Origin of the sequence: Crenothrix sp. (genome assembly GCF_043729335.1) — a bacterium.
In the GTDB taxonomy this organism is placed as follows: Bacteria; Pseudomonadota; Gammaproteobacteria; order Methylococcales; family Methylomonadaceae; genus Crenothrix.
This window is the reverse complement of sequence record NZ_JAYTLQ010000019.1, coordinates 77,468-101,194: the sequence shown is the minus strand read 5'-3', so window position 1 is coordinate 101,194 and position 23,727 is coordinate 77,468. Positions and strand designations below refer to the sequence as shown.

Here is a 23,727-nt window from a genome sequence, read left to right as displayed (position 1 = left end):
CCACAAGTGCACCTAACATTTTGTCAAATGAACTCTAAATAGCTGTAAAAACCCCGGCAATACCAGCAACACCAACGGAATCTGTATCACCAAGCCAAAAATCAGCGCAATCGCTAAAGGTTGGAGCATTTCTGCTCCCGCACCTAAGCCGAGTGCCAAAGGCAATAAAGCAAAAATCGCGGCAAGCGTGGTCATGGCAATCGGGCGCATTCTGTTAATACCGGCATCAATGAGATGCTGCCACGGTTGCTGTTCGGCATTCGGCAAATTCTCGTATTCAGAATAATAAAACACCGCCACTTCGGTGACGATACCGATCACCATTGTCATGCCCATAATCGCCATAATATTAAGCTCGGTATGGGTTAACAACAAGCCAATAAACACCGCCGCCATTGATGATAACGTCGTTAATATCATCGCCACCGCAACACGAAACGATTCGTAAACCGCCAGCAATAACACAAATACCAGCGCGACCGCAGCGATAAACACCACCAGCATATCAGTAAATGCGGTTTGCTGTTCGGCATAGAGACCGCCTAAAACATAATAGACTCCACGCGGCAGCATATTGGGTTGCTTTAAGGTTTGCTCAATGGCGGTGATGGCAGAACCTAAATCACGCCCGTTGAGCCGCGCAGTTATCGCCACCATGCGCTTTAAATTATCGCGATGGATTTGTGGCTGACCTGTTACGGTGGTTATTTCTGCCACCCGTTGCAAAGGTACAAACTGACCGGTAGCCGTGCGTATGGGTAACTGTTTCAGCGCGTAGGTATTAGCGCGGTCGTGTTCAGGAATCCACACGCGCAAATTAAGCATCTTGATACCTTCCTGTAATTGTGTGGCCAGCGTTCCGGTTAAATAGGCATTTAAAGCCAGCTTGATTTCATCGCTGCTCAGCCCCGCTAACGCCGCCTGTTCGGGTAATACCCGTATCGTTAACGCATCGCCTGCTGGAATAACACCGTTATTAATATCGACAACACCCTGTATTTTGCCTAAGGCATCGGCGACTTTTTCCGCGACGGTAGTTAATAACTCGCCATCATCAGCATAAAGCTTGATTTCTATCGGTTGCGGTACGGCGGTTAAATCACCGATCATATCGGCCATCAGTTTGGCCATTTCTATCTCCAAACCGGGTACATGCGTAAGTATTTCAGAGCGCATGCTGTCCATAATGTCGTCCAGACTACGGCGCGGCATGGGTTTAAGTTTGATGAAAAAATCCCCTTCGTTGGCTTCGGTAATATGGCCGCCTAAACTTAGGCCGGTGCGCCGTGAATAGGTTTCAACTTCCGGCGTTTGCTGCACTATGCTTTCGACTTGCCGTAACAAGCGGTCGGTTTCAGTCACCGACGTACCTGATTCCGCACGGTAATCCAGAATAAAACCGCCCTCGTCCATTGAGGGCATAAAACCAGAGCCGATAGTGCGTTCAGCGTAAAAACCACCGGCTAACAAAAGTGCCAAAGCGGTTAATATCAACCAGGGACGCGGCAATAAAACCTGCATTAAGCGTGTATAAGTATCATGAAACCACTGCGTTAGCCGAGAAATTTTTTCTTTTTCCACAGGGTGTTTGGTCAAAGCTCGTGCCGCTAATAACGGTACAGCTAGCCAGGCCACCAGAAAAGAAATACTGAGTACCGAAGCAATCGTCAGTGATAAAGCTTTAAAAAATCCACCACTAACACCCGATAAAAATGCCAGCGGAATATGAGTAACAATAGTTGCCGCTGACGATGCCGCCAGTGGTTTGCTAAATTCCGTGGCAGCAGCCTGAATGCGTTCACGCGCGTTGCCAACACCTTCATGCAAGCGGCGCATGATGTGTTCGATCATGACGATGGCATCATCAATAATAAGCGCCACTGCCGCCGCCATGCCGCCCAGGGTCATGATATTAAAACTTTGCCCCATCACGTACAGGATTAACGTGGTGGCGGCTAAAGCCATTGGTACGGTAATCGCGGCAATGAGGGTAACGTAACCATTACGCAGAAATACCAGCAAGGTGACGACAGCCAGGCTTAATCCAATCAACAAAGCTTCTTTTACCGTTCCGGCCGAAGCAACGATCAAGTCGCTTTGGTCATACCACTTGGCGATTTTGACATCAGCGGGCAGTGATTTTTTCAGCACGGCTAATTTTTCTTGTACCGCTTGGGCTATGTTGACGGTACTGCCATCGGGTTGCTGGATGATTTGAAACAACACCGCATCTTTGCCATCGGCGGTAACGCGTTGCCATTGCGGCGCGGTGGTTTTGCTGATTTTCGCCACATCTTTTAACAACAGCAAACCACTAGAACCTTGACGCAATACCGTGTTGGAAATCTGTTCGAGAGTTTGGTACTGATGATCGGCCAGTAATAAATACAGCTTGTAGTTTTGCTCCAAGCGACCAACGGCTTGCAGCACATTGCTGGTTGCCAGCAATTTGGCGATTTCATCAATGCTGAGATTAAAAGCGCGTAGCTTTGCGCTATCGACGATCACCTGATATTCGGCAAGCGCACCGCCCAGCACTTCAACTTTGGCAACGCCTGCTATCGTTGATAACAACGGCCTGATTTGGTAAGTAGCGATGTCGCGTAAAGTAACAGCGGATTGATGGCTGGCCGTTAAACTGTAACCCAATACCGGAAACACGGTAGGTTCCATGCGCCGCACGGTAAACGCAAGTGTCGGCGGCAAGGTGGTACGGATTTGATTGATCGCCGATTCCACCTGTAGCATGGCCGATACCATGTCGATATCCCAGACAAAATTGATCGCCACGTCGGTGCTGCCGCGCGTGGTGGTGGAGCGTACATTCAGCACGCCGGGCACAGCGCGAACGGCTTCTTCTACCGTAATAGTGGCTTCAATCACCATACGCTCGGCGGGTTTGTCACCGGCATCCATATTGATGACGATACGCGGAAAAATAACCTGTGGAAACAGGCTAACGGGCAGTGATTTCATCACCCATAAACCCGCCAGTGCGAACAAAACCAGCGTAAACAAAACCGATCTACGATGTTGATAAGCCCATTGGGTCATGGCTGTTTAACCTCAACAGCCATGCCGTCCTGTAATTCGTAATTGCCCAATACCACGATGTCGTCATCGGCTTTTAGGGTGGGGTCGATGACTTCAACGTCTGTGCTGGTTTCCAAGCCCATTTGTACCGTGTGTTTGACGGCATGATTAGACACCACGGTAAATACGCTGTACGCATCGCCATCCGGCAAAACGGCTGATCTGGGTGCAATTAACGCTTGTTTACTAGCCAGATTAATCTGCGCTTGTACGGCTTCGTTCAGCAGCAAGATGGATTTTGCAGCCGGTTTAACCAGTACGCTTAACAAATGGGTCAGTGGGTCAATTTGCTGATTGATCAGTTCAATATGCGCGTTGATTGGTGGCGTGTGTGGGCGATTGACGGGGCTTATCGAAACGGGTTGCTGATTATGCAATTGGGCGAAATTTTCGGGTTCAACCCCCAAAGAAACCCCTAGCTGATCTTGTGCAACCCATTGCAACAAAGGACTTCCAGCCGGTATGCGTTGGCCTTCTTGTGCAGTGACTAACGAAATGACACCCGCTTGTGTGGCTTTAAAGGTATGTGCTTTCATAGAGCCGCGTGCCGTTAAGTCTTGTATCAATGCTTTGGATTGATCGACGCGCAACTGGCTGATAACCACATCGTGTTGTGTCGCCAGTTTTAGCTGGACGCGCTCCAATAATAATTGGTGCTCCTGTTTGACGGCGGCTAAATCTTGTTGTGCCTGTTTTACCACTAACAGCGCATCTTCGCTAGGTTGCAAAGAGAGTAATGGATCGCCCATTTTAACGGTTTGGCCATTGGTGACATAGACATTATCGATACGGCTGGCATAAGGGACGGTCAGCGTTTGCAGGGTGTTCGATAACGGCACGACTGAGCCGTAGACTGTCAACGTTGCGCTCATATCCGCATAGCGCAGCTTCTGGGTTTGCACTTTGGCAATGGCGGCCACTTCAGCGGGTGCAGCTTCTTGTGCTTGCTCTGCACTGCAAGCCGTAAGCAGCGTTGCGGATACACACAGTAAACGCAAGGGTAATTTGAATTTCATCATATAGTCTCGTGTCGGCAATTTCTCATTTATGGAGCTAGCCTTTTTCAGGTCAGATTATTATCGATGGCACTTAATAAGTTGAATGTAAGAATCACTTTACGGCAATGGGCGAGCGGGTTGCAAAACCAATCCAGCCAGTGCTAACAAGCAAAAAACAGCTCCGGTGTAGAAGGTAAATTCAGCACCAAACCTATCCCAGACAAACCCCGCCATCCCGCTGGCAACTAGCATGGACAGGCCACTCATAAGATTAAAAAATCCATAGGCTGTGCCCCGCAAGTCAGCCGGGGCAGTATCAGCGACCATAGCGGCCAACAGACCCTGCGTCATACCCATGTGAATACCCCATAATACAACCCCTGCCAACAGAACAGACCAGTGATTACTGTGCGCTAAAACCAGATCGGCGACTATCAAAACAACCAGCCCCGATGCCAACAGCCAGGTGTGTGACACCTTGTCGGACAGCTTACCAAAGGGATAGGCTGAAAGCGCATAGATCAGGTTCATTGCCACCATAACCAAGGGTGTAAATGCGATAGGAACTCCAGATTGAAGACCCCGCAACACTAGGAAAGCTTCGCTAAAACGCGCTAGCATGAAAATTGCGCCTACGGCTACGACCCACCAATACGACACACTCAGGCGTTGCAAATTTTCCCGCCGGATTGGATTAGTTCTTTGTTCGGATTGTGATCGTTCCGGCTCATGAACCCCAAAAAAAAGAAGCGTAACAGCGAGCATACCTGGAATAACAGCTACCCAGAATACCGCTCTGAAATCGTTAGCCCAAAGCAGCATTAATGCCACTGCCAGCAAGGGGCCCAAAAAAGCGCCTACCGTATCCAATGCCTGGCGCAGACCAAAGGCGGCACCTCGTAAATGAGGGGGTGTAATGTCAGCAACCAGAGCATCACGGGGTGCTCCGCGCACACCTTTCCCTACCCTGTCGAGTAATCGAGCCGTTAATACGATCCCATTACTGGAAGCTAAAGCAAACAAGGGCTTGGTGAAGGCTCCTAATGCATAACCAAACACGGCAAGCCCTTTGCGTTTACCGATATAATCACTCAATATTCCTGAAAATACTTTCACAATTAATGCCGTGGCTTCGGCTAACCCTTCAATCATACCAACAACAAATGCACTGGTACCAAGGGTGGTCACCATAAAAAGGGGTAGCAAACTATGAATCATTTCTGATGAAATATCCATCAGCATACTGACGAAGCCAAGCACCCAAATACCTTTTGGAATTTGACGCAATGTGTTGCCGTAAAATGTCATTTCGTTTAAACCTGATCGTAATTTTGTAGAAATACCGACTCCAAAAACCAGTTGGTACGAAATTTTAAAAATGTATTTGTCACTACGCAGCCACCCAGCTAAAACGATTAGATTTTATTTTTTAACAGGATTTATGATCCCCGCTACAGCCCAATAGAGACAGCCTGATTTTACAGAAAAGTCCGCGACGCGAAACCTTTTTGCCTTCGGTATGCAGGACAATTACGTCAGCAATTTTCAATTTAGGGGCTATAATTCTGGAACAGGTATTTTTAACCCACGAAGTATAAATTCCATTAAATTTTGCCATCTGTCGAAGTACGAAAACCTGATTAAGGCCCGCAACATGTCTACCTTTATAAAGAATAGCGTCCTGTAGCCGTTTCCAAAGCAATTTGTGCTTCAATCAAATGCAACTGCAAGGTCAATAAATCCACTTTTTTATCGAGTACATTACTCCACGCCGTGTAATAAACCAGCCGGTCAATTTGCCCTTGCTGGCTGGCGGTATCGTAAGCGTCCAGCAATGTTTCTAAGCTGGACAAAGCGGTATGAGAGGTTTTAATTTCGCCGTTTACTGAAGTGATGGTCACCAGCAATTCGGCAATATCGGCTTTGCTTTGAAAATCACGATTGCTGTATTCATCAAACAAGGTTTGCCGATTGGCTTTAGCCAAGGCAATCGCACCCTGATTTTGATCGAACACCGGCAACGACAACGAAATACCTGCCCCCATCGTGTAGTAATCACTGTTGTTTTTGGTATGGGTAATACCAATGCTGATTTTAGGAAACTGTTGCAACACAGCAATGTGCACTTGCTGTTCCTGATTTTGATAGCCTTGTTGCAAGGCCAATAAATCCAGGCGTTGTTGTGATAAGTTACTGGTAAGTTGCATGTAGCTGGACACAGTCAATTCTTCAGGCAATGCGGTGGTTTCCTGAAACGGAATAGACTCATCGGGCTGCCGTCCTAACGCTCGGTTGAGTCGTTGTTGATGTAGGCTTTTTTGAGCTAGCACACCCTCTAAACGATTTTCCAGCGTGGTTTGTGCGGTGACGCCGGACATACTTTCCAACGCAGTAATCAAACCTTTATCGACGGCTATTTTTAGCTGTTCGTTATTGTGCGTCAAACGTTGCAGGCTATCTTCTAACAAGGCTTGTTGCTGGGCATACACTAGCCATTGATAACACGCCAATTTTGCGGCTTGCGCCACTTGCCATTCCTGCCAGGCAATTTGCAAATTAACTGATTTTTGTTCGGCACTAGCGCCAGAAACTCTATTGGCTTGTGTTAACAAGGCAGTGACTTCCCAATCTAAACTCAAACCGTAGCCTGTTACCTTGCCTGCATCTAATCCCCCTGTGGTTCCGGCAATATTATAGGCAAGACGAGGATTAGGTAATAAACCCGCCTGTAATAATTGAGCATTGGCAATGCCCAGTTTATTTCTGGCAAGGCGCAAATCTTTATTTTGCAAAACCGCTAAAATCGCCGCCTCATCAGGGGATAAACCATCCGATAACTCAAATACCACCGGCTTAAGTAAAGAGTGTTTAATGTGAGATGCCAGCATTTGTAACTGATCTGATGATGGCGTTTTGTTGTATTGGGCTACCGTTTGAGTATTTAATGTTTTAGCATGGTAAGTCGTACACGCTAGCGAAAACAGTGTCGTTAATACGCAAAATAATCTCATTAGCGAGGTTGTTTGAAATCCCTGTCGATGTAATGGCTTGGGCATTATGACTGTATTCAAAGGTGGGTACGGTTAAGTGGACGAGAAAGGAGTCATTCATTGACTCGACAACTGTAGTACAACTTTAAGACCTGGCTTGTTATCAAACAGCGTTAGGCTCCCTTCATGCAGCGCTACGATAGCAGCAACAATGCTAAGGCCCAAGCCGTTACCTGGCGTGGTTCGGCTTTGCTCAAGGCGGTAAAAACGTTGGAATACTTTCTGGTGATAGACTTCAGCAATACCTGAACCATTATCTGCCACCACCCATTCAATGTGCGCATCTGACAATCGCAGACTGACCTGTATCTGTGTGTTGCAAGGCGTGTGCAAGATGGCATTATCCAGCAGATTAAAGACCAGTTGCGTCAGCAGTTCTTTATCACCGGTCAGTGTGACATCTTGATCAATGTCTACGCGAATAGCTTTCCCCTGTTCCTCGGCGACCGGTTGTAGTGCATCAATCACCGAAACAACGATAGCACTGAGATTAACGGTTTTGAAACCGCTACGGCGGGAACCGGATTCTATCTGGGAAATTCTCAGCATGGCGGAGAAAGTATCAAGAATGCTGTCAACTTCTTCAATGGCGAAGGCTATGCGTTCTGGGTATTGCTCAGCCGTGAGGTTCTTGGTAAGTGTATCTTCCAGCCTGAATTTTAAATGGCTGATCGGCGTACGCAGATCGTGTGCGATGTCATTGGAAACTTGCTGGATATTCTCAAGTAACAGGCCAATTTTATCCAGCATACGGTTTAGCAAAAAAGCCAGCTCATCGAGTTCATCGCGGTTTTTTGAAACGGGCAATCGATGCTTTAGATCGCCTGCAATAATGGCCTGTGTCGATGTTGTAATGCTCTGTATTTTTCTCAGGAAAGCGCGGCTCAGGTACAGCCCGCCCATTGCACCCAGAAAAATAACTAAAACAAAGCCCCAAATAAATGCCCGAATAATCGCCGCACCGGCATTCTGAATAGTCTCGCCGTTATGAGCTACCCCCAGCCAAATATTATTGGATAAAGCTATAACCCTGACATAGAGAAATGTATTTCCTACTTTATTGGCCTTAGCTGATTGCGTGACAGTCTGCCAGCCCGCAAAATTTTTAAAACCTGAGAAGCTTCCCGCTATCAACGTACCATTACCCTGAATAACCCCGTATTCAAGAAGACTGCGTGAGCCCTTTCCATCAACTTCGTTAATTTCGTCTGCCAATTCGGCTATACCACCTGAATCATATTCAGTTTTCAGCCGATTCACTTCCATCTCGATACTGTTTTTAAGCTGTTGCTCCAGGGTCTGGGTCGTTAACATATAAACGGCTATGCCAATCGCTAGAAATGACACTAAAAACAGCCCTAAATATAAGGCCGACAATTTAAAACTGATGCTGCCAACCCTGCTAATTAGCTTCATGAATGAGATAGCCAGCGCCGCGCACGGTATGAATGAGATCGGATTTGTTGCCCGTATTTAACTTAGCACGTAAGCGGCTGATATGGGTTTCAACGATGTTAGTTTTGGGGTCAAAATGAAAATCCCAGACGCTTTCCAGCAGCATGGTGCGTGTAACAATTTGCCCGGCATGGCGTAGCAGATATTCAAGCAGACGGTATTCAGTGGGCTGTAGATCAATGAGTTGCCCACTACGCCTGACAGCTCTTTTCAGCAGGTCGATTTCAAGCCCTGCAACCTGCAAGATTTTTTGTTCTACTGACTCTCTTGGCCTGCGTAGCAACGCATTGACCCGTGCGCTAAGCTCACTGAAAGCGAACGGTTTGACTAAATAATCATCAGCACCCGCATTTAGGCCTTCAACACGATCATCAATGCCGCACATAGTGGTAAGAAATAGCACCGGTATATTGCAACCGGCACTACGCAACATTTTTACCAGGCTCAATCCATCAAGACCCGGCAACATGCGATCGACAACCAGCAAATCATAGTCTCCCTCTTTGGCCAGGAACAAACCTTCATAGCCATCCTTTGCCGAGTCGACAATATGACCTGCCTGTTGCAAACCTGCTGAGACATAAGTCAAGGTTTCATGATCATCTTCAGTAATTAATATTTTCATAGTTTCAAAACAATGCCGGGCCAAATATGCCCCGGCATTAAGTTTACTCTTTCTCGTTTTCAGCGCCTTCGTTAGCCTCATCATCCTGGGAAACTTTAACGACGTCACCCGTTTTGCCATCCACCATCACTTCATGGAGCTTGCTGTCTTTAAGAATCCCGATTTCAAACTGAACCGAACTTGATTCATCATCTATATCTGCTTCTACGGCCTTGCCGCCGGTTTTTTGTTCTGCGGCTTTGATGGCATCGGTTAATGAAATTTTTGCCTGGCTAAAAAGCGCTAGCTCTTTGGCTTTATTTTCTTTCGCTTCAGTGGCCTGGGCTAAGTTAACAGTGATGCCGGTTATGATAACCATGCTAAGTGTAGCTATCAGGGTTTTGCTATATTTATGGCTCATTTTCAATCCTTATTCATATCAGACGGTGTGCCTGATTTCGAATATAGAATAACGTAGCGCACATTGCAGGAAAGCTTCCGACACATTACCATTTTGTAATGTTTGTCTTTTTAGCAAAATATTATTCTGAAACGGGCAAGCGCTGATTTACCCAGTTGAGTTGCTTTTACATACCGATGACATTTGTTCAGGCAAAAAAAATCAATGCAGCGTTATATTTTTCTTCTTTTTAATAACTGTACTCGAACTAATGTCCTGCTCCAAAGCGACATTACGAATATTATTAGTGGATACCGCGATAGCAAGGATTTGCTGCTTTGCATGGGAGACACAACCGTTATAGCTGTAGTCCAGGATGAACGTCTGCATTAAGCAATTGGTTTCCAAACAGCTATAACGCTGTGTTCCATTATTGGTTTTACCCCGTTTAGCGACTTGATTGCTTCCGCAACTTGGACAACAAATAAATGTTGAAGACATGGCCAGTTCTATCCCCATCACGGCTGCTTGCCATAAATTTTGAGCACAGCGTTATAAAACCACGCTGGCCGAAACAGCACGATCCAAATGAGTATTAAGGGTGTGATGGGTATCGGACTAATCTCCAGAACTGCAATAAATAAAAGTATAAAAAACCAGCGTATGCGCATAACTTATTTCCTCGTTGGTATCTGCTGATTGCTCTTCGTCTGAAAGTAGACGAATAAGCGTTGCAGATGTATAAACCAATTGTAGAGCAAAGTTTAGAAGTTCATAAATAATGACACCATCGCCAAATGCCGCATAGTGTTATTGGTATAGGTAGCATCATCCAGATATTGATTCATATAGCCTCCCTCAAGACGAAAGTTTTTATTAAACGTCCAACCAAGCCCAACGAAACCACGGTTTTGATCAAATCCTGCTTGCCCCTAATTTCCAGAACTGCAATAAACAAAAGTATAAAAAACCAGCGTACGCGCATACACGACGCATCTATTATCTTAGGGCTATAAATCTAAAATAAAAATCTTAATGCACCAAATTCCATTTTCCCGTTTGCGCATTTAAACAAGCCAATCGGTTTTCGGTAATGTTCTGGCCATTAGGCTGCGTGACCGTTTCTTGCAGGTTTTGACAAGTTTGCTGTGTGGTTGAATGGAGAGTTTGCTGGCCAACTGGGTTAAGCGCGATGGTATTGCCCGTCTGCGGATTAGTCCATTGCTGTGCTTGCTTGACAGTTCCTGAATGAACCGCACCCCCTAATTGCTGAAGTCTAAAGTTTTGGTCAGTCGGGGATAATTGAGAGCCAATTTGTCCATTTAAGACGTTACTCCCCATCCCTTGAATAATAGAACTTAGAACGGTGCCCCCAATACCACCGCCCATTGCACTACTGACGACAGAGCCTAATACATTAGATCCTGCATTACCAAACAGTCCGCCATAATTTCCACTTCCCATAGCGTTGCCTCCCCCTGAACCTTGTCCATTAGAGTTCGTATTCCCGTACATTCCATTGCCGTACCCTCCACAGCCACTAATGATAATGATCGCTGTAAGAGAAGAAATCATTTTGAACTTATTAAAAATACTCATTGCGTATAAATTCCTATAATAAAAAATTTTTTATAATAAACTGTCGGCATTATTTAAAAATTCATAAATAATGACACCATCGCCAAATGACGCATAGTATTATTGGTATGGGTGGCATCATCCAGATATTGATTCATATAGCCTCCTTCAAGACGGAAGTTTTTATTAAACGTCCAGCCTAGCCCCACGAAAGCGCGGTTCTGGTCAAAACCTGCCTGGCCAGAAGCTGTGGTATTGACACGGATAAAAAATTCGTCCCAGGTGATAAAGCTGAGTTTTGGCTGAAATTCAAACGGATGCATAAACTTGACCATTTGGCGGGGACGAAACCGCACATCGCTGCCGGGGATAAAATTACTTTCCAGCATAGTTCTAAAAGTGACTGGGCCATAGTCGGTAGGTAATACATAACGAAACGCCGGCCAGACATCCTGCTGGTTAACATAGGGTTTGCCGATATTTTCGGTCGGCAACCAGGTATAACCCGCCCACAATGTGGCGCGGTCAGTGATGGAATAGCCCACAGCAGCACGCACCATGCCCTGATAAAAATGGCCGAAGTCGTCATTGACACGAGCCTGGCCTTCCAGCCATATTCGCGCCTTGCTCAGTTTAGGGTCAATAAACCCCAAGCTACCTTCACCCACTATTTGCGACCAACTACCGGAATCTTGGAATACATCATCCTCTGCTGCAACAGGCGGTATAAAAATGATTGCGTTTAGGATTAACACTGAAACGCTTAATGCTGTATTTTTTTTGCTTATCATAAATAGTGCTCCTATAAATTAGTTCGTTACGCTATATGTTTCGTTAGCTCTACCCATGCACAATCTCAAATAGACCCGTGCCGCCGCTATCCCGTTAACCACAAAAGCAATAGTGATAGGCAAGGCAAACCAGGGATGCTCGCTACTGGCATGGGCTAGCAGAATGTCTTCACTTAAAAACGCAGGGGTGATAGGAAAGCCCACTATCCCCAAGAAGCTGATAAACAATAGCAGCGACAACTTGGGCTGGGTTTCTGCCATGGCCCTAAAAGCAAACGGCGCCTCTTTGAAATTTTGGTTTTTAAGCAGCTTATGTAAAACAATGATCCCTAATAGCCAGGAAGGAAAAATGCCAGAAAAAAACATCAATACATCAGAGCCAATATTGGGGTTAATCATCAAAACCGCGACCCCGGAAAGCACATAACTTAATAAGATGCTATTCCATACTTTAAACGGGCTGTGCTTTTGGCTAAAGGCGCTGGATGAGGCAACAATCATCGCTAATGAGACGGGTATGGCCAGGTATTTCATATCTATACCCGCAGTAATCATCGCTGCACAAATACTGACATTTACCAAGACGACTAATCCTGTCCACCATAAATTAAGCGCATTTATCCAACCCCCGATGCGTTTAAACGGTGTCCATAATAAACTGCGTACTAAAAATTCCAGACCGCCTTCTTGTAACGAAAATACATATAAAGTGTTTTGTAACACCTCCGGTAACTGGTTGCGTATGGAAATGGGCAAAAACTGGCGCATCGGGCTTTTTTCAACGTAAAAATCAGTATCCGCAGCCCCTTCTACCCGTAATAAATGCGTGATAATAGAAGGCGACACCAGCAACTGATAACAGCGTAAAAAAGCATTACCCATAAAGTGGAATAACACCAGCGTATCCAAGCCTAAGGACAGCTCGATAAACATAAAGCCCACTTGGGTGATGGAGGCGTAAGCAATCTGGCCTTTAATATTGGATTGGGTTTTTTCAGACAGGCTGGCGATAAAGACTGTCAATAAGCCGATACTAAAAATAATGGCGCGGGTAATATAGTGGTAGCTCCAGATCGGGTCGGTGCGCAGCAGCAAGAAAACACCTAAATGCACAGACAAAGCACCATAAAAAATGGCACTGGAAGGCGTTGGCCCTTCCATAGCACGCGGCAGCCAAAAGCAGAACGGAAATTGTGCCGACTTGCCCGAGGCGGCAATAATAATTAAACAGGTGAGCAGTGATAATTCGCCGTAGCCTAATGAGGCCAATAGCGTGCTTTCATACAGGCTGTTGAGTTGGCTAAAATGCGGACTTTCGTGAAATAACATGTGGCTCATCCAGGTGCCCAGCAGCAAGCCAATATCGCAAAAACGATAGATTGTATAAGCCCGCAGTGCATTTCTTATCGGCTGTACCCGGTGGCGATAGAAGGCAATCAACAGGAAGGATGAAATGCCGACAATCTCCCAGCCAGCAAATAACATATCAATAGAACCGGACAAAATAATTAGGTTAAGCCCGAATAAAAAGCCAAAAATATTCAAGAAAAAGCGTTTATAACCGGTTTCCCTGTGCAAATAATAGCGGCAGTATTTAACGATAATAGAAAAAATAATCCATACACACAGCAAATAAACCGCGCCGACCCGATCCAGAAAAAACAGAACCGGGAAGTGATAATCCGCTGTTTCGTACAAGCTAAACCATTCGTACTCAACATTGGGGAACCCTTGGCTTGCCCACAGCGCCAGCATGACAATAATGCTTAAGCCTGTTAAATGGGTAATCCAGGCGCTAATAGTCGAGATTACTTTCTCGTTATTAGGCGATAAAAACACCAATAAAAAGCCTAGCGCCGGTATAAACTGGCACGCGAGTATAAGTTGATTCATGACGCGCTCCGTGTCAATTGTTGTGCCGGTATGGTTTGGTTTTGGATATCAAACAAATGTTCCGGACGCGTGAATAAAGGCGTTGATGCTTCTGTGGGTAAGTCAATATCTTGCCAGCCAGACAGCGAGTACAACGACAGCTCTCTATCTATAGGCCTGCACGCGACAACACGAACCCAGTCATTATCCAGCCATTCTTTAAGCGCCCCGATTTTGGCCAAGGCCTTATCGATAATCTCTGGCGTTTGCTCAATCACAATAAGCAAACGTGCCGGCTCGTGGACTTCAATCATTTGTTGCGGCAAACCGGTACGCAAATCGCCTTCGACACCGTTCGCAACACCCAGCAAGCCAATCACGTTATGCGGCAATTTAGTGCCCGCGCCATACACAGAATTATCAATTCTGGAGAACAAATATTCGAGATTAATACCACCACAAACCGGAATAATTGCGCCCAGAATTTTAACCAAAATAGCGCCTGTGGCATCCGTTTCTGCGGCATAAGAATGTAGGAAGGCACGGCGATCAAGAAATAGGTTTTTAGTTAATTCCCGCTTTCCGACCACGCAATACAAATTATTAGAATGGTTGTATTCGGGGCGCGGTTCAAAGATTGACGATGCACGGGCGCGAACATGTTGGTGCGATTTTTTAAGGGCTTTAGGAGCTAGCTCAAACCAGCGGCAACGCTCTTTGGCATTAAGTTCCAACGCTTGCGTCATGGTGGCTTTAAACGCATCCAGTTCTTTAAACGCGAAAGTTTCATGCAACTGGGCATCAAAATAAGTGACTTCATCCCGGCTGGTATTGTGCAACGCAGCAATAAAGCGGGTGTTGGTAGGGATATCAATGCCACGTTCTCGCAGTATTTTACGTACCGATTCATGATTGGCCATCCAGGCAAAAGCACGGGCATTGGGTGATCCCGGTTTACCGGAACAAGCGCCACAGTCATAAGCCGCGAAATGGGGATTATTCACACTACTGGAACCGTGCGCCACAATCACTACCAAAGCAGCAAAGTTATCGGTTAAACCAATATTGGTTAACAGGCCGCCCACGCGATCAGCCATTTCGGTAAATGAAAACCCCAATAAATAGCCATCCTTAGTGGGCGTATCAGATTCTCTGAGTAAATGCAGCTTGGAATGGGCCGGAACTTCACTGAGGGTTTTTATTTTCGGCAACTGTGAGCTAGGGCGAAACACATTCCAAGCCAGTCGTATGGCATAGCCTATCCCTAAGGTTTGGGTAAATAGCCAACCTCTAAACAGGCTGTGCGAGGTAAAGTGCATGTTGGTAAAATCACTGTCCTTGGGTTTTGGCGGCTTGCCGGATTCCATAACCAAATGATTAGGCGTGATAACCACAGGACACTGAGCCACAGGATAGGCATCATCCAAGCCCTGATACAGAAAATCGATACCAAAAAATCCAGCCGCCCCGAAAGTTTCAATATTAGGGTTTACCGTTTCCAAATGACGGCGTATTGAGCATTCCCGGTCATCAATACAAAAAAATGCCTGTATTTTCATCGCTGATGTTGCATCGGATTCAGGCGGTTTTTGCTGAGTTTTGATGGCGGTTAATAGCTCTGTATGCAAGGCCCATTCCATGGCTTCGTGCCATACTTTTAAGCGCACAGATACTTTTGCGCTATTAGCGACACTCTCCAATCGCGGAATGCTGGCAAGCGCGGGTAGTTGCGCAATATTTTGAAAGCCCTCACCTTTTTTCTTATGCAGAAAGGCCAGCTCACACGCCAACTCTACCGCAATCAGTTCTTTTAAAGAAATCAACCGGGGCACTAATAGTATTTGCGGCGCTTGCTCAATCATACTGACCATGCCTGACCAGCCAGGATGCGCCAACAATATTTCCAGTAAATACTGTTCGTATAAAGCTTCGTCACCGACTATTTTATCTAAACAAGTAGCAATCACTTGATCCGGTGTTTCCAGCAATAGCTCACGAATATAGCTGTCATGAAAAGGATAAAGCGGTAAAAAACTGTTGTGTACAAGCCTTAATATACAGTCCCAGAAACGCTCACCATCTTTGGGCATGGTCCAGCGGCTGATGCCTTGATCAAGATAATTACCTAATAAACGAAAAATAACCGGATGCACTTGTGCATTTAAATCTATTTCCAAGTGGTTAAGCAGTGCATTGCGTATACCATTATTGGCAATAGAAAGCGGTGGATAATGACTGTGCGTGTCTTTTACAAATAACCTTGAGGTAAGCCCATCTTGTGCTTTACCGATTAAGCCGGAGCGTGCCACCGCCCATTCAAGTGCAGCTGGGGTTATTCTGCCTTTGTTATACAGACTTTTGTAATCGTCCAGTGGCAGATAACTTCTGGCACCAAATACTTTTGCAGCGACCGCAACGCCTTGGTGAAAAGGATAATGCTGAACGGAATGCAAGGTATTGTGATGAATAAAATCTTTAATAGGGCCTTGGGTAGGTAGCCAGTGAGCGATGTGTTCAATAGCCTTATCAAGATTAAATTTGTCTACGCTGCTGGGTGGCTCAGGTGCTTTAGTATTCATTGTATAAACCGTATGATTGTCCATTTTCATTTTGTAGTTAAACCTCGATGAGGAAATACCAGGAATTTGATGAAGTTAAATATCAATTAATAGCAGTTGGCATTTAATTCAGGATGATATTTAGTTATAAGCACTTATCATGCCATCTATTATGCTTATGATATTTATAATGTTATTTCTTTAAGAATACTTTAAATGGTTGAATTGCCCCACTGCAATGGTTTAAGTGAACCATCTGGAGAATTTGGTACGCAGTAACTATGCAAAATTTAGGGGGACGCGAAAATTAACCTATCTGATAATCACATTAAGAAGTAAGCGCAGAAATGGTTCAAATAAACCACAGCTATGGTTTATTTGAACCGGCAAGAACGTATTGATAAAAAAAAATAAAACCCAAAAATCAATTAGTTATTATTTATCAATGCATTGCTATTATTTATTGATATTGGCACGCTTATCGCTATAACTTTAAATAAAAATGATGTGTATTCAATAATAATGAGGTTTTTATATGAGCAACGCCCTGTTGTCTGATGTACCAAAAACCGGTTTTGCCGGTTTAAAAGAAAATTGGCGCAGTGATTTACTGTCCGGTTTTCTGGTTTTTTTGATTGCCTTACCGTTATGTCTCGGCATATCGATGGCATCTGGTTTCCCACCTTCCGCCGGAATTATTACCGCCATAATAGGTGGCTTGGTGGTTTCGCGTCTCAGTGGCTCGTATGTCACTATTAATGGTCCAGCGGCGGGCTTGATTGTTGTTGTTTTAGATGCCGTACAAAGCTTGGGCGAAGGCGATGCGATGGCGGGTTACCGGTATACTTTGGCGGCCATTGTGATTGCCAGTGTCTTGCAAATTGGTATGGGAGTGTTTAAAGCGGGTCGATTAAGTTCGTTTTTCCCGGCATCAGTCATACACGGGATGTTAGCCGCGATTGGCATTATCATCATGACCAAACAGATCCATGTCGTACTAGGCGTTACGCCGGAAAAAGGCAGCCTGATGAGTACCATGGCGCAAATCCCCCACAGCCTGATGAATCTGAATCCTGAAATTGCCATGATTGGCTTTACCGGTTTAGCCATTTTAATTGTGTGGTCACAAGTTAAAAATCCCACGCTAAAGATGATTCCTGCACCACTGATTGTGGTCTTGGTAGGTATTGCATTGGCAAAATATTTTGATTTAGAACATCAACACATGTACCTGTTTTTGCCGGATGCGACTTTTTTGCCACACCATGAAGCCACTGTTGGCCCAAAATTTTTAGTAGCCATTTCTAATAATTTTATGTCCAGCTTTTATTTTCCTGACTTTTCCAAGATAGCATCTCTGGAATTTTGGGAAGCGGTTGTTGCTATTGGTCTGGTAGGTAGTTTGGAAAGTTTGCTGAGTGCAATGGCAGTTGACAAATTAGACCCCTACAAACGCCATTCTAATCTGGATAAAGATTTAACGGCTGTAGGTATAGGCAACTTTCTGTGTGGCTTATTGGGTGGTTTACCCATGATTGCGGAAATTGTACGTAGCTCTGCTAATGTAAATAACGGTGCAAAAACCGGCTGGGCTAATTTTTTCCATGGCGCGCTGTTACTGTTATTTGTGATGTTGTTCCCGCGTTTAATTCACAGTATCCCGCTGGCTTCACTGGCGGCGCTATTAGTATTTACCGGCTTTCGTCTAGCATCACCGCAAGCATTTGCCAAAGTGATGGGCATAGGTATTGAACAATTATTTTTGTTCGTGATTACCATTGTGGGTGTCATCGCAACCGATTTACTGATCGGTGTCGCGATGGGGGTTGTCGCTAAATTTGCAATCCACTTGGCACGCGGAATCAAATTTGAGAACTTGTATAAAATTCATTTTAATATTGATTCGACCCAGGCAGATTCTTATGTGGTTGAAATCAAAGATGCGGTTATTTTCTCCAATTTCCTGTCCTTAAAAAATGCGCTGGCTAAATTGGAAAACGGTAAGTCGGTGGTGTTCCTGCTCAATCGCACCACGCTGATTGACCATACCGTCATGGAGTTTTTTCATGATTTTCAACACAATTATGAAGCGCGTGGTGGTTCATGCGAATTTACTGGCCTGGATAGCCATTTGCCTTACTCAGAACATCCGTTGGCAGCGAGGCAATTGCGGTATAGGGAAACTAAACCGGACACTGGAGGTTAATGCGCATGATATGTCCAGCTTAGCTAAAAATCCAAAGAAACATGAAAAATGTGCTGGTAATAAAAATCGAACTCCATTTTATTTTTTCGGCAGTAGGTTGATGTTGCCAATAGCTTACGGTTCTGGTTTTTTCGTTGTGCCAGTAGTCAGTCAGTTGTTCAGCTAATTTGCCATACCACTGTGGTAACGCCTGCATCAATTTAAACGCAACGTAAGCGCCGATGCTGAGTATGATATAAAAGACAATAATTTCAGCGGTGCGTGGATCGGCGTGAAAAATATGTTCAATAAGCCTTTCGAGCGTGTGTTCGCAAAACTCGAACAAGATATGAAGGGTTCCCAACACAAAATGGAGTAGCGATAAAAACAAATCCCATAGCGTGTCGTATAAAACCAAGGCGACCAGTATTAATACCAGTTTTATAATGGCTTTAGGATTGTTGATTGAAAGTCTTGGCAATACCATAATAGTTAGCCTCATATAATCCAGTTGTCTGATTAACAAATGATAGCTCTGCTGTAGAATCATCTATTAAGTTTTCACCGTGAAAGGGCTGGCATAAAGTAGCTACCTTGTTTTCTGCCTTGCGAGCATTTAGCCTACCCAACACCAACCCTTTCACGGTGACGAATCGATAATATTTGGGGGGTTGGATTAGTCCTCCAAATATTTAATTTTTTCTTTGCCTTTTAAGTCGATGGTTTCCACTTTTATATTGGCATCTGGCGCGGCCTGTAAGAAATCTTCAATGGTTTCGAGAATATCATGGTCGATAAACCGTGTTTTCGAGCCATCAATAATCAAAGTACTGCCCTCCTCAATCCGATCGAAAAACTTTCTTAGCAATGCCCGATTAAGAAAACTGACATCCTTATTTAATTTCAACAAATAGTGATTGCCTGATTGCCTCATTGAAATAGCGGCATGGTGATTGGCGCGGATGACATAGTACAGGCCGATCAATATGCCGACGATGATACCTTTCAATAAATCAGTCAACAATATTGCTGCAATAGTGGCGACAAACGGAATCAACTGATTCCAGCCTTTATGGAAAAACTCCATAAAAAGCTTAGGTTTTGCCAGTTTATAGCCGGTTTGCAACAAAATAGCCGCAAGACAAGACAACGGAATATGATTAAGAAAGCGGGCAAAAAACATAACACTGCAAAGTAATAACAGGCCGTGAACAAAAGAAGACACTTTGCTCTGAGCACCGGCATTGACATTGGCGGCACTGCGCACTATCACGGCTGTTATTGGCAAACCACCAATCAAACCACTGAGCATATTGCCAACGCCTTGAGCTTTCAGTTCCCGGTTGGTCGGTGCAACCCGTTTTATAGGATCCATTTTATCCACCGCTTCCAGGCTTAATAAGGTTTCCAAGCTGGCAATAATCGCTAAGGTTACCGCTATGCTATACACCTGCGGATTGCTTAGAAAGCTGAAATCAGGGAAAGTAAACAGCTGAAGAAATGCCGTTGGATTGTCTGTTACCGGCAGTGACACTAAGTGCTTGCTGGAGATTGCCCAGTCAGGGGCTTTAATTAAAGCTACGGCATTGTAAGTTACACCCCAGATAACCGCGATCAAGGCACCAGGAATCATTCTTAACGCAGCAATGCGTTTAATAAAAGCAGCTTCCCACAGTATCAATATTAGCAATGCCGCTACACTAACCAGTGTTGCGCCTGGTGAAATCAAGTGTAACGCACTCAGTAACTCTTCGACCGTTGAAGATGCGGTTTCCTGCATATAGCTTTCATCGCCTTCAAAACTGGCATCGTAACCAATTGCATGGGGTAATTGCTTCATGATGAGTATTAAACCGATGGCCGCCAACATGCCCTTAATAACCGAGGAAGGAAAATAGGCACTGATGATGCCTGCCCTCAGAAAACCGAACACAAGCTGAAGAAACCCAGCCAGCACAACAGCCACCAGGAAACCAGGAAAACTGCCCAGGCTTTCAATCGCGTTAAAAACGATAACCGTTAATCCAGCGGCAGGGCCTGAAACACTTAACTGAGAACCACTTGCCCACGCAACAACCAAACCGCCCACCATACCGGCGATTAATCCTGAAAACAGCGGTGCGCCAGAGGCTAAGGCCACACCGAGACAAAGCGGCAACGCGACCAAAAATACGACAAGACCAGCGGGAATATCGCTCCTTAAATGCTTTGCATAGAAGCCGATGTGTTTATGCATTATATTGAGTTAGTTATTAAATAGTTAATAGGTGCGCTCTGTTTGAAAATCATACTTATAGACAGGGTCAAGAGGGGTGTCTGGATAGAGTGTAATAAGTCGCTTCAGTAAGCCATCAGATAAGCCATATATCCAGCCGTGCAGCACAGGGCGCTGATGATTGTGCCAGGCACCTTGAATAATTGAGGTATGGGAGATAGTTTTTACCTGTTCAATCACATTGAGTTCAGCCAATCGATTAACACGTTGTTCTTCGGTGGGTAAGGCATCAATTTCATTTTTATGGAAACGGTAAATATCCTTAATATGCATCAGCCATTTGTTGGTAATGACCAGATTAGGGTTTTGTTTGCCTAAAGCCGCCTTAATACCGCCGCAATTGTAATGGCCACAAATGATAACGTGCTTGACATCTAATACAGAGACCGCATATTGCAAAACGCTGAGCGAATTAAAATCGGTCTCTACCATTTGATTGGCGATATTGCGGTGTATAAAAATTTCTCCGGGTTCGGCATTGACGATAATTTCGGCAGGTACGCGGCTATCTGAGCAGCCTATCCAGAGAAATTCAGGGTTTTGCGCTTTTGCCGACTGTTCAAAAAACTTAGGATCCACCCGTTTTTTTTCTGCCGCCCACGCCTTGTTTTCCAATAATAATTTTTCAAACGATTGCATATTGTATTCGCTCCATGATTCAAATGGCTTGATTTATTTTGAGTAATTTATTTCAGGCTGATGATTTTGATCAAAACCTTAATAACGTTTAATATGAGCTTAGTGTATGCACACAACCTTTCAACAACCTTTCAATGCTAACTGAGCAGCTAAATGAACATTTTGCTAGTAGAAGATGATGCCGTATTAGCGGATGGCTTATTATATACCTTAAGCAAAAGTGGCTATTCGGTGACGTGTGCAACAACCGGCGCTTACGCCGAGCATCTGATGCTGGCACAAGATTTCGATTTGATCGTGCTGGACTTAGGCTTGCCAGATATGGATGGGTTAGCGTTATTACGGCAATTACGGCGGCGTAAAGTCCCTATGCCAATATTAATTTTAACGGCACGCGATGGCATCAACGACAGAATACAAGGCATTGAGCAGGGAGCTGATGACTATATGACCAAGCCCTTTGAACTTAGGGAATTGGAGGCCAGAATCCATGCGCTGATCAGACGTTGCTACGGCGGCTTTCATAATGATATTGTGCTTGGCCGCCTGGCTCTTAATACCCATGACCATCGGATTCTGGCCGATGGTCAGGATATGATGCTATCGCCGCGCGAATACGCCGTGCTGGAAATACTGTTGCTACAGGCAGGGAAAGTTGTTTGTAAAGACCGGCTGGCACAGCGCTTACCCACGGAAGGCGATGCACTCGCCGACAATGCCATTGAGGTATACATCCATCGGGTCAGAAAACGTATAGAGCCTTATGGGGGAGTAATAAGAACCCTGCGCGGCCTGGGCTATTTATTGGAGATCAGCGATGCCTAAAAGGAAAAGTCTTAAAACCGGAATTCTGTTTCGCCTGATTATACCGTTGATTTTTTTTATTTCGCTGGAGTCGGTTTTATCTTATTTTGTTACCCTGCATTATGTGGATAAAACCTATGATGGCTGGTTGCTGGACTCGGCACGTTCTTTGGCACAGGAAATTAAAGTTAAGGATGCCGATATAATTGTTGAGCTCCCACCCGCAGCACTGGAGATCATCAAATGGGATGATCTGGATAAAACATATTTCAAAATCAGTTCAGCCACAAAAGGTTTGCTGGCCGGAGATGCGTTAGTACCGGAGGCTGTAGAGCCGGTAGATTGGGCGCATCCGGTTTTTTTTAAGGCCGACATTAATGGCGAACCGGTACGTGTGGTGTCCATGCAGGTGCTGAAAAAGGAAACGCCGGACAAGCTTTTTGTTCATGTGGCGGAAACCCTCAATAAGCGCCAGCAAATGATGATCGATATTCTTTTGGCTGATTTGATACCACAATTTGTCTTGGTTGTTATTGCCAGCCTTTGTTTGTTGATAGGTTTGAAACGCGGCTTGCAGCCTCTGCATGTGTTAGCCGATAAAATTACACAACGTTCTTCACGCGACTTAAGCCCTATTCAGGAAGCCCATGTTTTTTTGGAAGTTCGCGCACTTACCGATACCATTAATGGCTTGTTTGAACGCTTGACCATCGCTATTGATGCCCAGCAACAATTTATTGCCAATGCGGCACATCAATTACGCACCCCTTTGGCTGGCTTGGTTGTGCAGGCAGAGCGAGCGTTACGTGAACAAGATTTGTCGGCAATGAAGCCAGCCCTGTTGCAAATGCAAAATTCAGCGGACCGTTTATCGCACACGGTTACCCAATTGTTGGTATTGGCAAAGTCAGGGCCTATTGATGGCATGAATGAATTAAAACCGGTCAATCTTTATAGTGTGATTAAGGCAGTTTGTATCGATTGGGTCCCCAAGGCCTTGCAACGTCGAATAGAGTTAAGCCTGGAATCTAGCGAACACTCGATTTTTATTCTTGGCGATGAGATCTTGTTAGGGGAGTTACTGACTAATCTTCTGGATAATGCCATTACTTACGGATACAAGGGTGGCAATATTGTCGTCAAACTTAATCATTTCCCGACAGCCAGTTTAACGGTTGAAGACGATGGCCCTGGCATTCCTGACAGTGAAAAAAATAAAATTTTTGAGCGTTTTTATCGTATGCCGAACAGTCCGGGTAATGGCTGTGGATTGGGATTGGCAATTGTTAAGGAGATTGCCGACTTGCACAAAGCGTATCTTGAATTAGACACTATAACTACTGGTGGAACGCGTATTGTGGTGGTGTTTGCTAAAACCACATCATAAACATTCAGCAGGTTCAATGCTTTAACTTTTATTTGGAG

Annotated in this window: 18 protein-coding genes and 1 pseudogene; 3 read left to right on the top strand and 16 right to left on the bottom strand. The window is 45.0% G+C overall.

The window, feature by feature from the left end; all coding sequences use genetic code 11:
* Window positions 1-12: 12 nt before the first annotated feature.
* From ACHZC4_RS05190 to ACHZC4_RS05130, 13 genes and pseudogenes are all read right to left on the bottom strand, one after another.
* Complete coding sequence (locus ACHZC4_RS05190; RefSeq protein ID WP_394752759.1) at window positions 13-3,054, bottom strand: efflux RND transporter permease subunit; 3,042 nt, start codon at window positions 3,052-3,054, stop codon at window positions 13-15.
* Window positions 3,051-4,112 (bottom strand): efflux RND transporter periplasmic adaptor subunit, encoded by a 1,062-nt coding sequence (locus tag ACHZC4_RS05185; protein WP_394752758.1) that lies wholly within the window; start codon window positions 4,110-4,112, stop codon window positions 3,051-3,053. Before ACHZC4_RS05185 ends, ACHZC4_RS05190 begins: the two co-directional genes overlap by 4 nt.
* A 96-nt stretch (window positions 4,113-4,208) precedes the next feature.
* Window positions 4,209-5,399 carry an MFS transporter gene (locus ACHZC4_RS05180; protein WP_394752757.1) on the bottom strand — a complete coding sequence of 397 codons (1,191 nt, stop codon included), beginning with the start codon at window positions 5,397-5,399 and terminating at the stop codon, window positions 4,209-4,211.
* Between the two features lie 356 nt (window positions 5,400-5,755).
* Window positions 5,756-7,147 carry a TolC family protein gene (locus ACHZC4_RS05175; RefSeq protein WP_394752756.1) on the bottom strand — a complete coding sequence of 464 codons (1,392 nt, stop codon included), beginning with the start codon at window positions 7,145-7,147 and terminating at the stop codon, window positions 5,756-5,758.
* A gap of 51 nt (window positions 7,148-7,198) precedes the next feature.
* Window positions 7,199-8,557 (bottom strand): sensor histidine kinase, encoded by a 1,359-nt coding sequence (locus ACHZC4_RS05170; RefSeq protein WP_394752755.1) that lies wholly within the window; start codon window positions 8,555-8,557, stop codon window positions 7,199-7,201.
* The gene (locus ACHZC4_RS05165) at window positions 8,544-9,221 is read right to left on the bottom strand and encodes a response regulator transcription factor (protein ID WP_394752754.1); all 678 of its coding nucleotides are present in this window, start codon (window positions 9,219-9,221) and stop codon (window positions 8,544-8,546) included. The genes ACHZC4_RS05170 and ACHZC4_RS05165 overlap by 14 nt, the downstream gene beginning before the upstream one ends.
* Window positions 9,222-9,264: 43 nt before the next feature.
* A complete protein-coding gene (locus ACHZC4_RS05160) occupies window positions 9,265-9,621 on the bottom strand; it encodes a PepSY domain-containing protein (RefSeq protein ID WP_394752753.1) in 357 nt (118 codons plus the stop codon).
* Window positions 9,622-9,822: 201 nt separating this feature from the next.
* Entirely contained in the window at window positions 9,823-10,101 is a 279-nt protein-coding gene (locus tag ACHZC4_RS05155) for an IS1 family transposase (RefSeq protein ID WP_394752752.1), read from the bottom strand.
* Window positions 10,102-10,364: 263 nt separating this feature from the next.
* A pseudogene (locus ACHZC4_RS05150) lies at window positions 10,365-10,517 on the bottom strand (DUF2490 domain-containing protein); the annotation flags it as partial.
* A gap of 115 nt (window positions 10,518-10,632) precedes the next feature.
* Window positions 10,633-11,064 (bottom strand): hypothetical protein, encoded by a 432-nt coding sequence (locus ACHZC4_RS05145; RefSeq protein WP_394752751.1) that lies wholly within the window; start codon window positions 11,062-11,064, stop codon window positions 10,633-10,635.
* A 188-nt stretch (window positions 11,065-11,252) separates the two neighbouring features.
* A complete protein-coding gene (locus tag ACHZC4_RS05140; protein ID WP_394752750.1) occupies window positions 11,253-11,969 on the bottom strand; it encodes a DUF2490 domain-containing protein in 717 nt (238 codons plus the stop codon).
* Between the two features lie 18 nt (window positions 11,970-11,987).
* Complete coding sequence (locus ACHZC4_RS05135) at window positions 11,988-13,862, bottom strand: proton-conducting transporter membrane subunit (RefSeq protein WP_394752749.1); 1,875 nt, start codon at window positions 13,860-13,862, stop codon at window positions 11,988-11,990.
* Window positions 13,859-16,420: a YbcC family protein gene (locus ACHZC4_RS05130; RefSeq protein ID WP_394752748.1), complete on the bottom strand. Its 2,562-nt coding sequence runs from the start codon at window positions 16,418-16,420 to the stop codon at window positions 13,859-13,861. Before ACHZC4_RS05130 ends, ACHZC4_RS05135 begins: the two co-directional genes overlap by 4 nt.
* A 514-nt stretch (window positions 16,421-16,934) precedes the next feature.
* On the opposite strand from ACHZC4_RS05130, the gene ACHZC4_RS05125 reads away from it, so the two are divergent.
* The gene (locus ACHZC4_RS05125; protein WP_394752747.1) at window positions 16,935-18,605 is read left to right on the top strand and encodes a SulP family inorganic anion transporter; all 1,671 of its coding nucleotides are present in this window, start codon (window positions 16,935-16,937) and stop codon (window positions 18,603-18,605) included.
* A 19-nt stretch (window positions 18,606-18,624) separates the two neighbouring features.
* On the opposite strand, the gene ACHZC4_RS05120 is transcribed toward ACHZC4_RS05125, so the two are convergent.
* The 3 genes from ACHZC4_RS05120 to ACHZC4_RS05110 all read right to left on the bottom strand — a co-directional run bounded on the left by ACHZC4_RS05120 (window position 18,625) and on the right by ACHZC4_RS05110 (window position 21,498).
* Window positions 18,625-19,134 carry a hypothetical protein gene (locus ACHZC4_RS05120; protein WP_394752746.1) on the bottom strand — a complete coding sequence of 170 codons (510 nt, stop codon included), beginning with the start codon at window positions 19,132-19,134 and terminating at the stop codon, window positions 18,625-18,627.
* Window positions 19,135-19,260: 126 nt separating this feature from the next.
* On the bottom strand, window positions 19,261-20,820 hold the full coding sequence (locus tag ACHZC4_RS05115) for a SulP family inorganic anion transporter (RefSeq protein ID WP_394752745.1): 1,560 nt from the start codon (window positions 20,818-20,820) through the stop codon (window positions 19,261-19,263).
* A 24-nt stretch (window positions 20,821-20,844) separates the two neighbouring features.
* A complete protein-coding gene (locus ACHZC4_RS05110; RefSeq protein WP_394752744.1) occupies window positions 20,845-21,498 on the bottom strand; it encodes a carbonic anhydrase in 654 nt (217 codons plus the stop codon).
* A gap of 153 nt (window positions 21,499-21,651) precedes the next feature.
* On the opposite strand from ACHZC4_RS05110, the gene ACHZC4_RS05105 reads away from it, so the two are divergent.
* Together ACHZC4_RS05105 and ACHZC4_RS05100 are read left to right on the top strand one after the other, a co-directional pair.
* Window positions 21,652-22,323 carry a response regulator gene (locus ACHZC4_RS05105; RefSeq protein ID WP_394752743.1) on the top strand — a complete coding sequence of 224 codons (672 nt, stop codon included), beginning with the start codon at window positions 21,652-21,654 and terminating at the stop codon, window positions 22,321-22,323.
* Window positions 22,316-23,689, top strand: a complete 1,374-nt coding sequence (locus ACHZC4_RS05100) for a sensor histidine kinase N-terminal domain-containing protein (protein WP_394752742.1) — start codon at window positions 22,316-22,318, stop codon at window positions 23,687-23,689. The genes ACHZC4_RS05105 and ACHZC4_RS05100 overlap by 8 nt, the downstream gene beginning before the upstream one ends.
* Window positions 23,690-23,727: the final 38 nt, after the last annotated feature.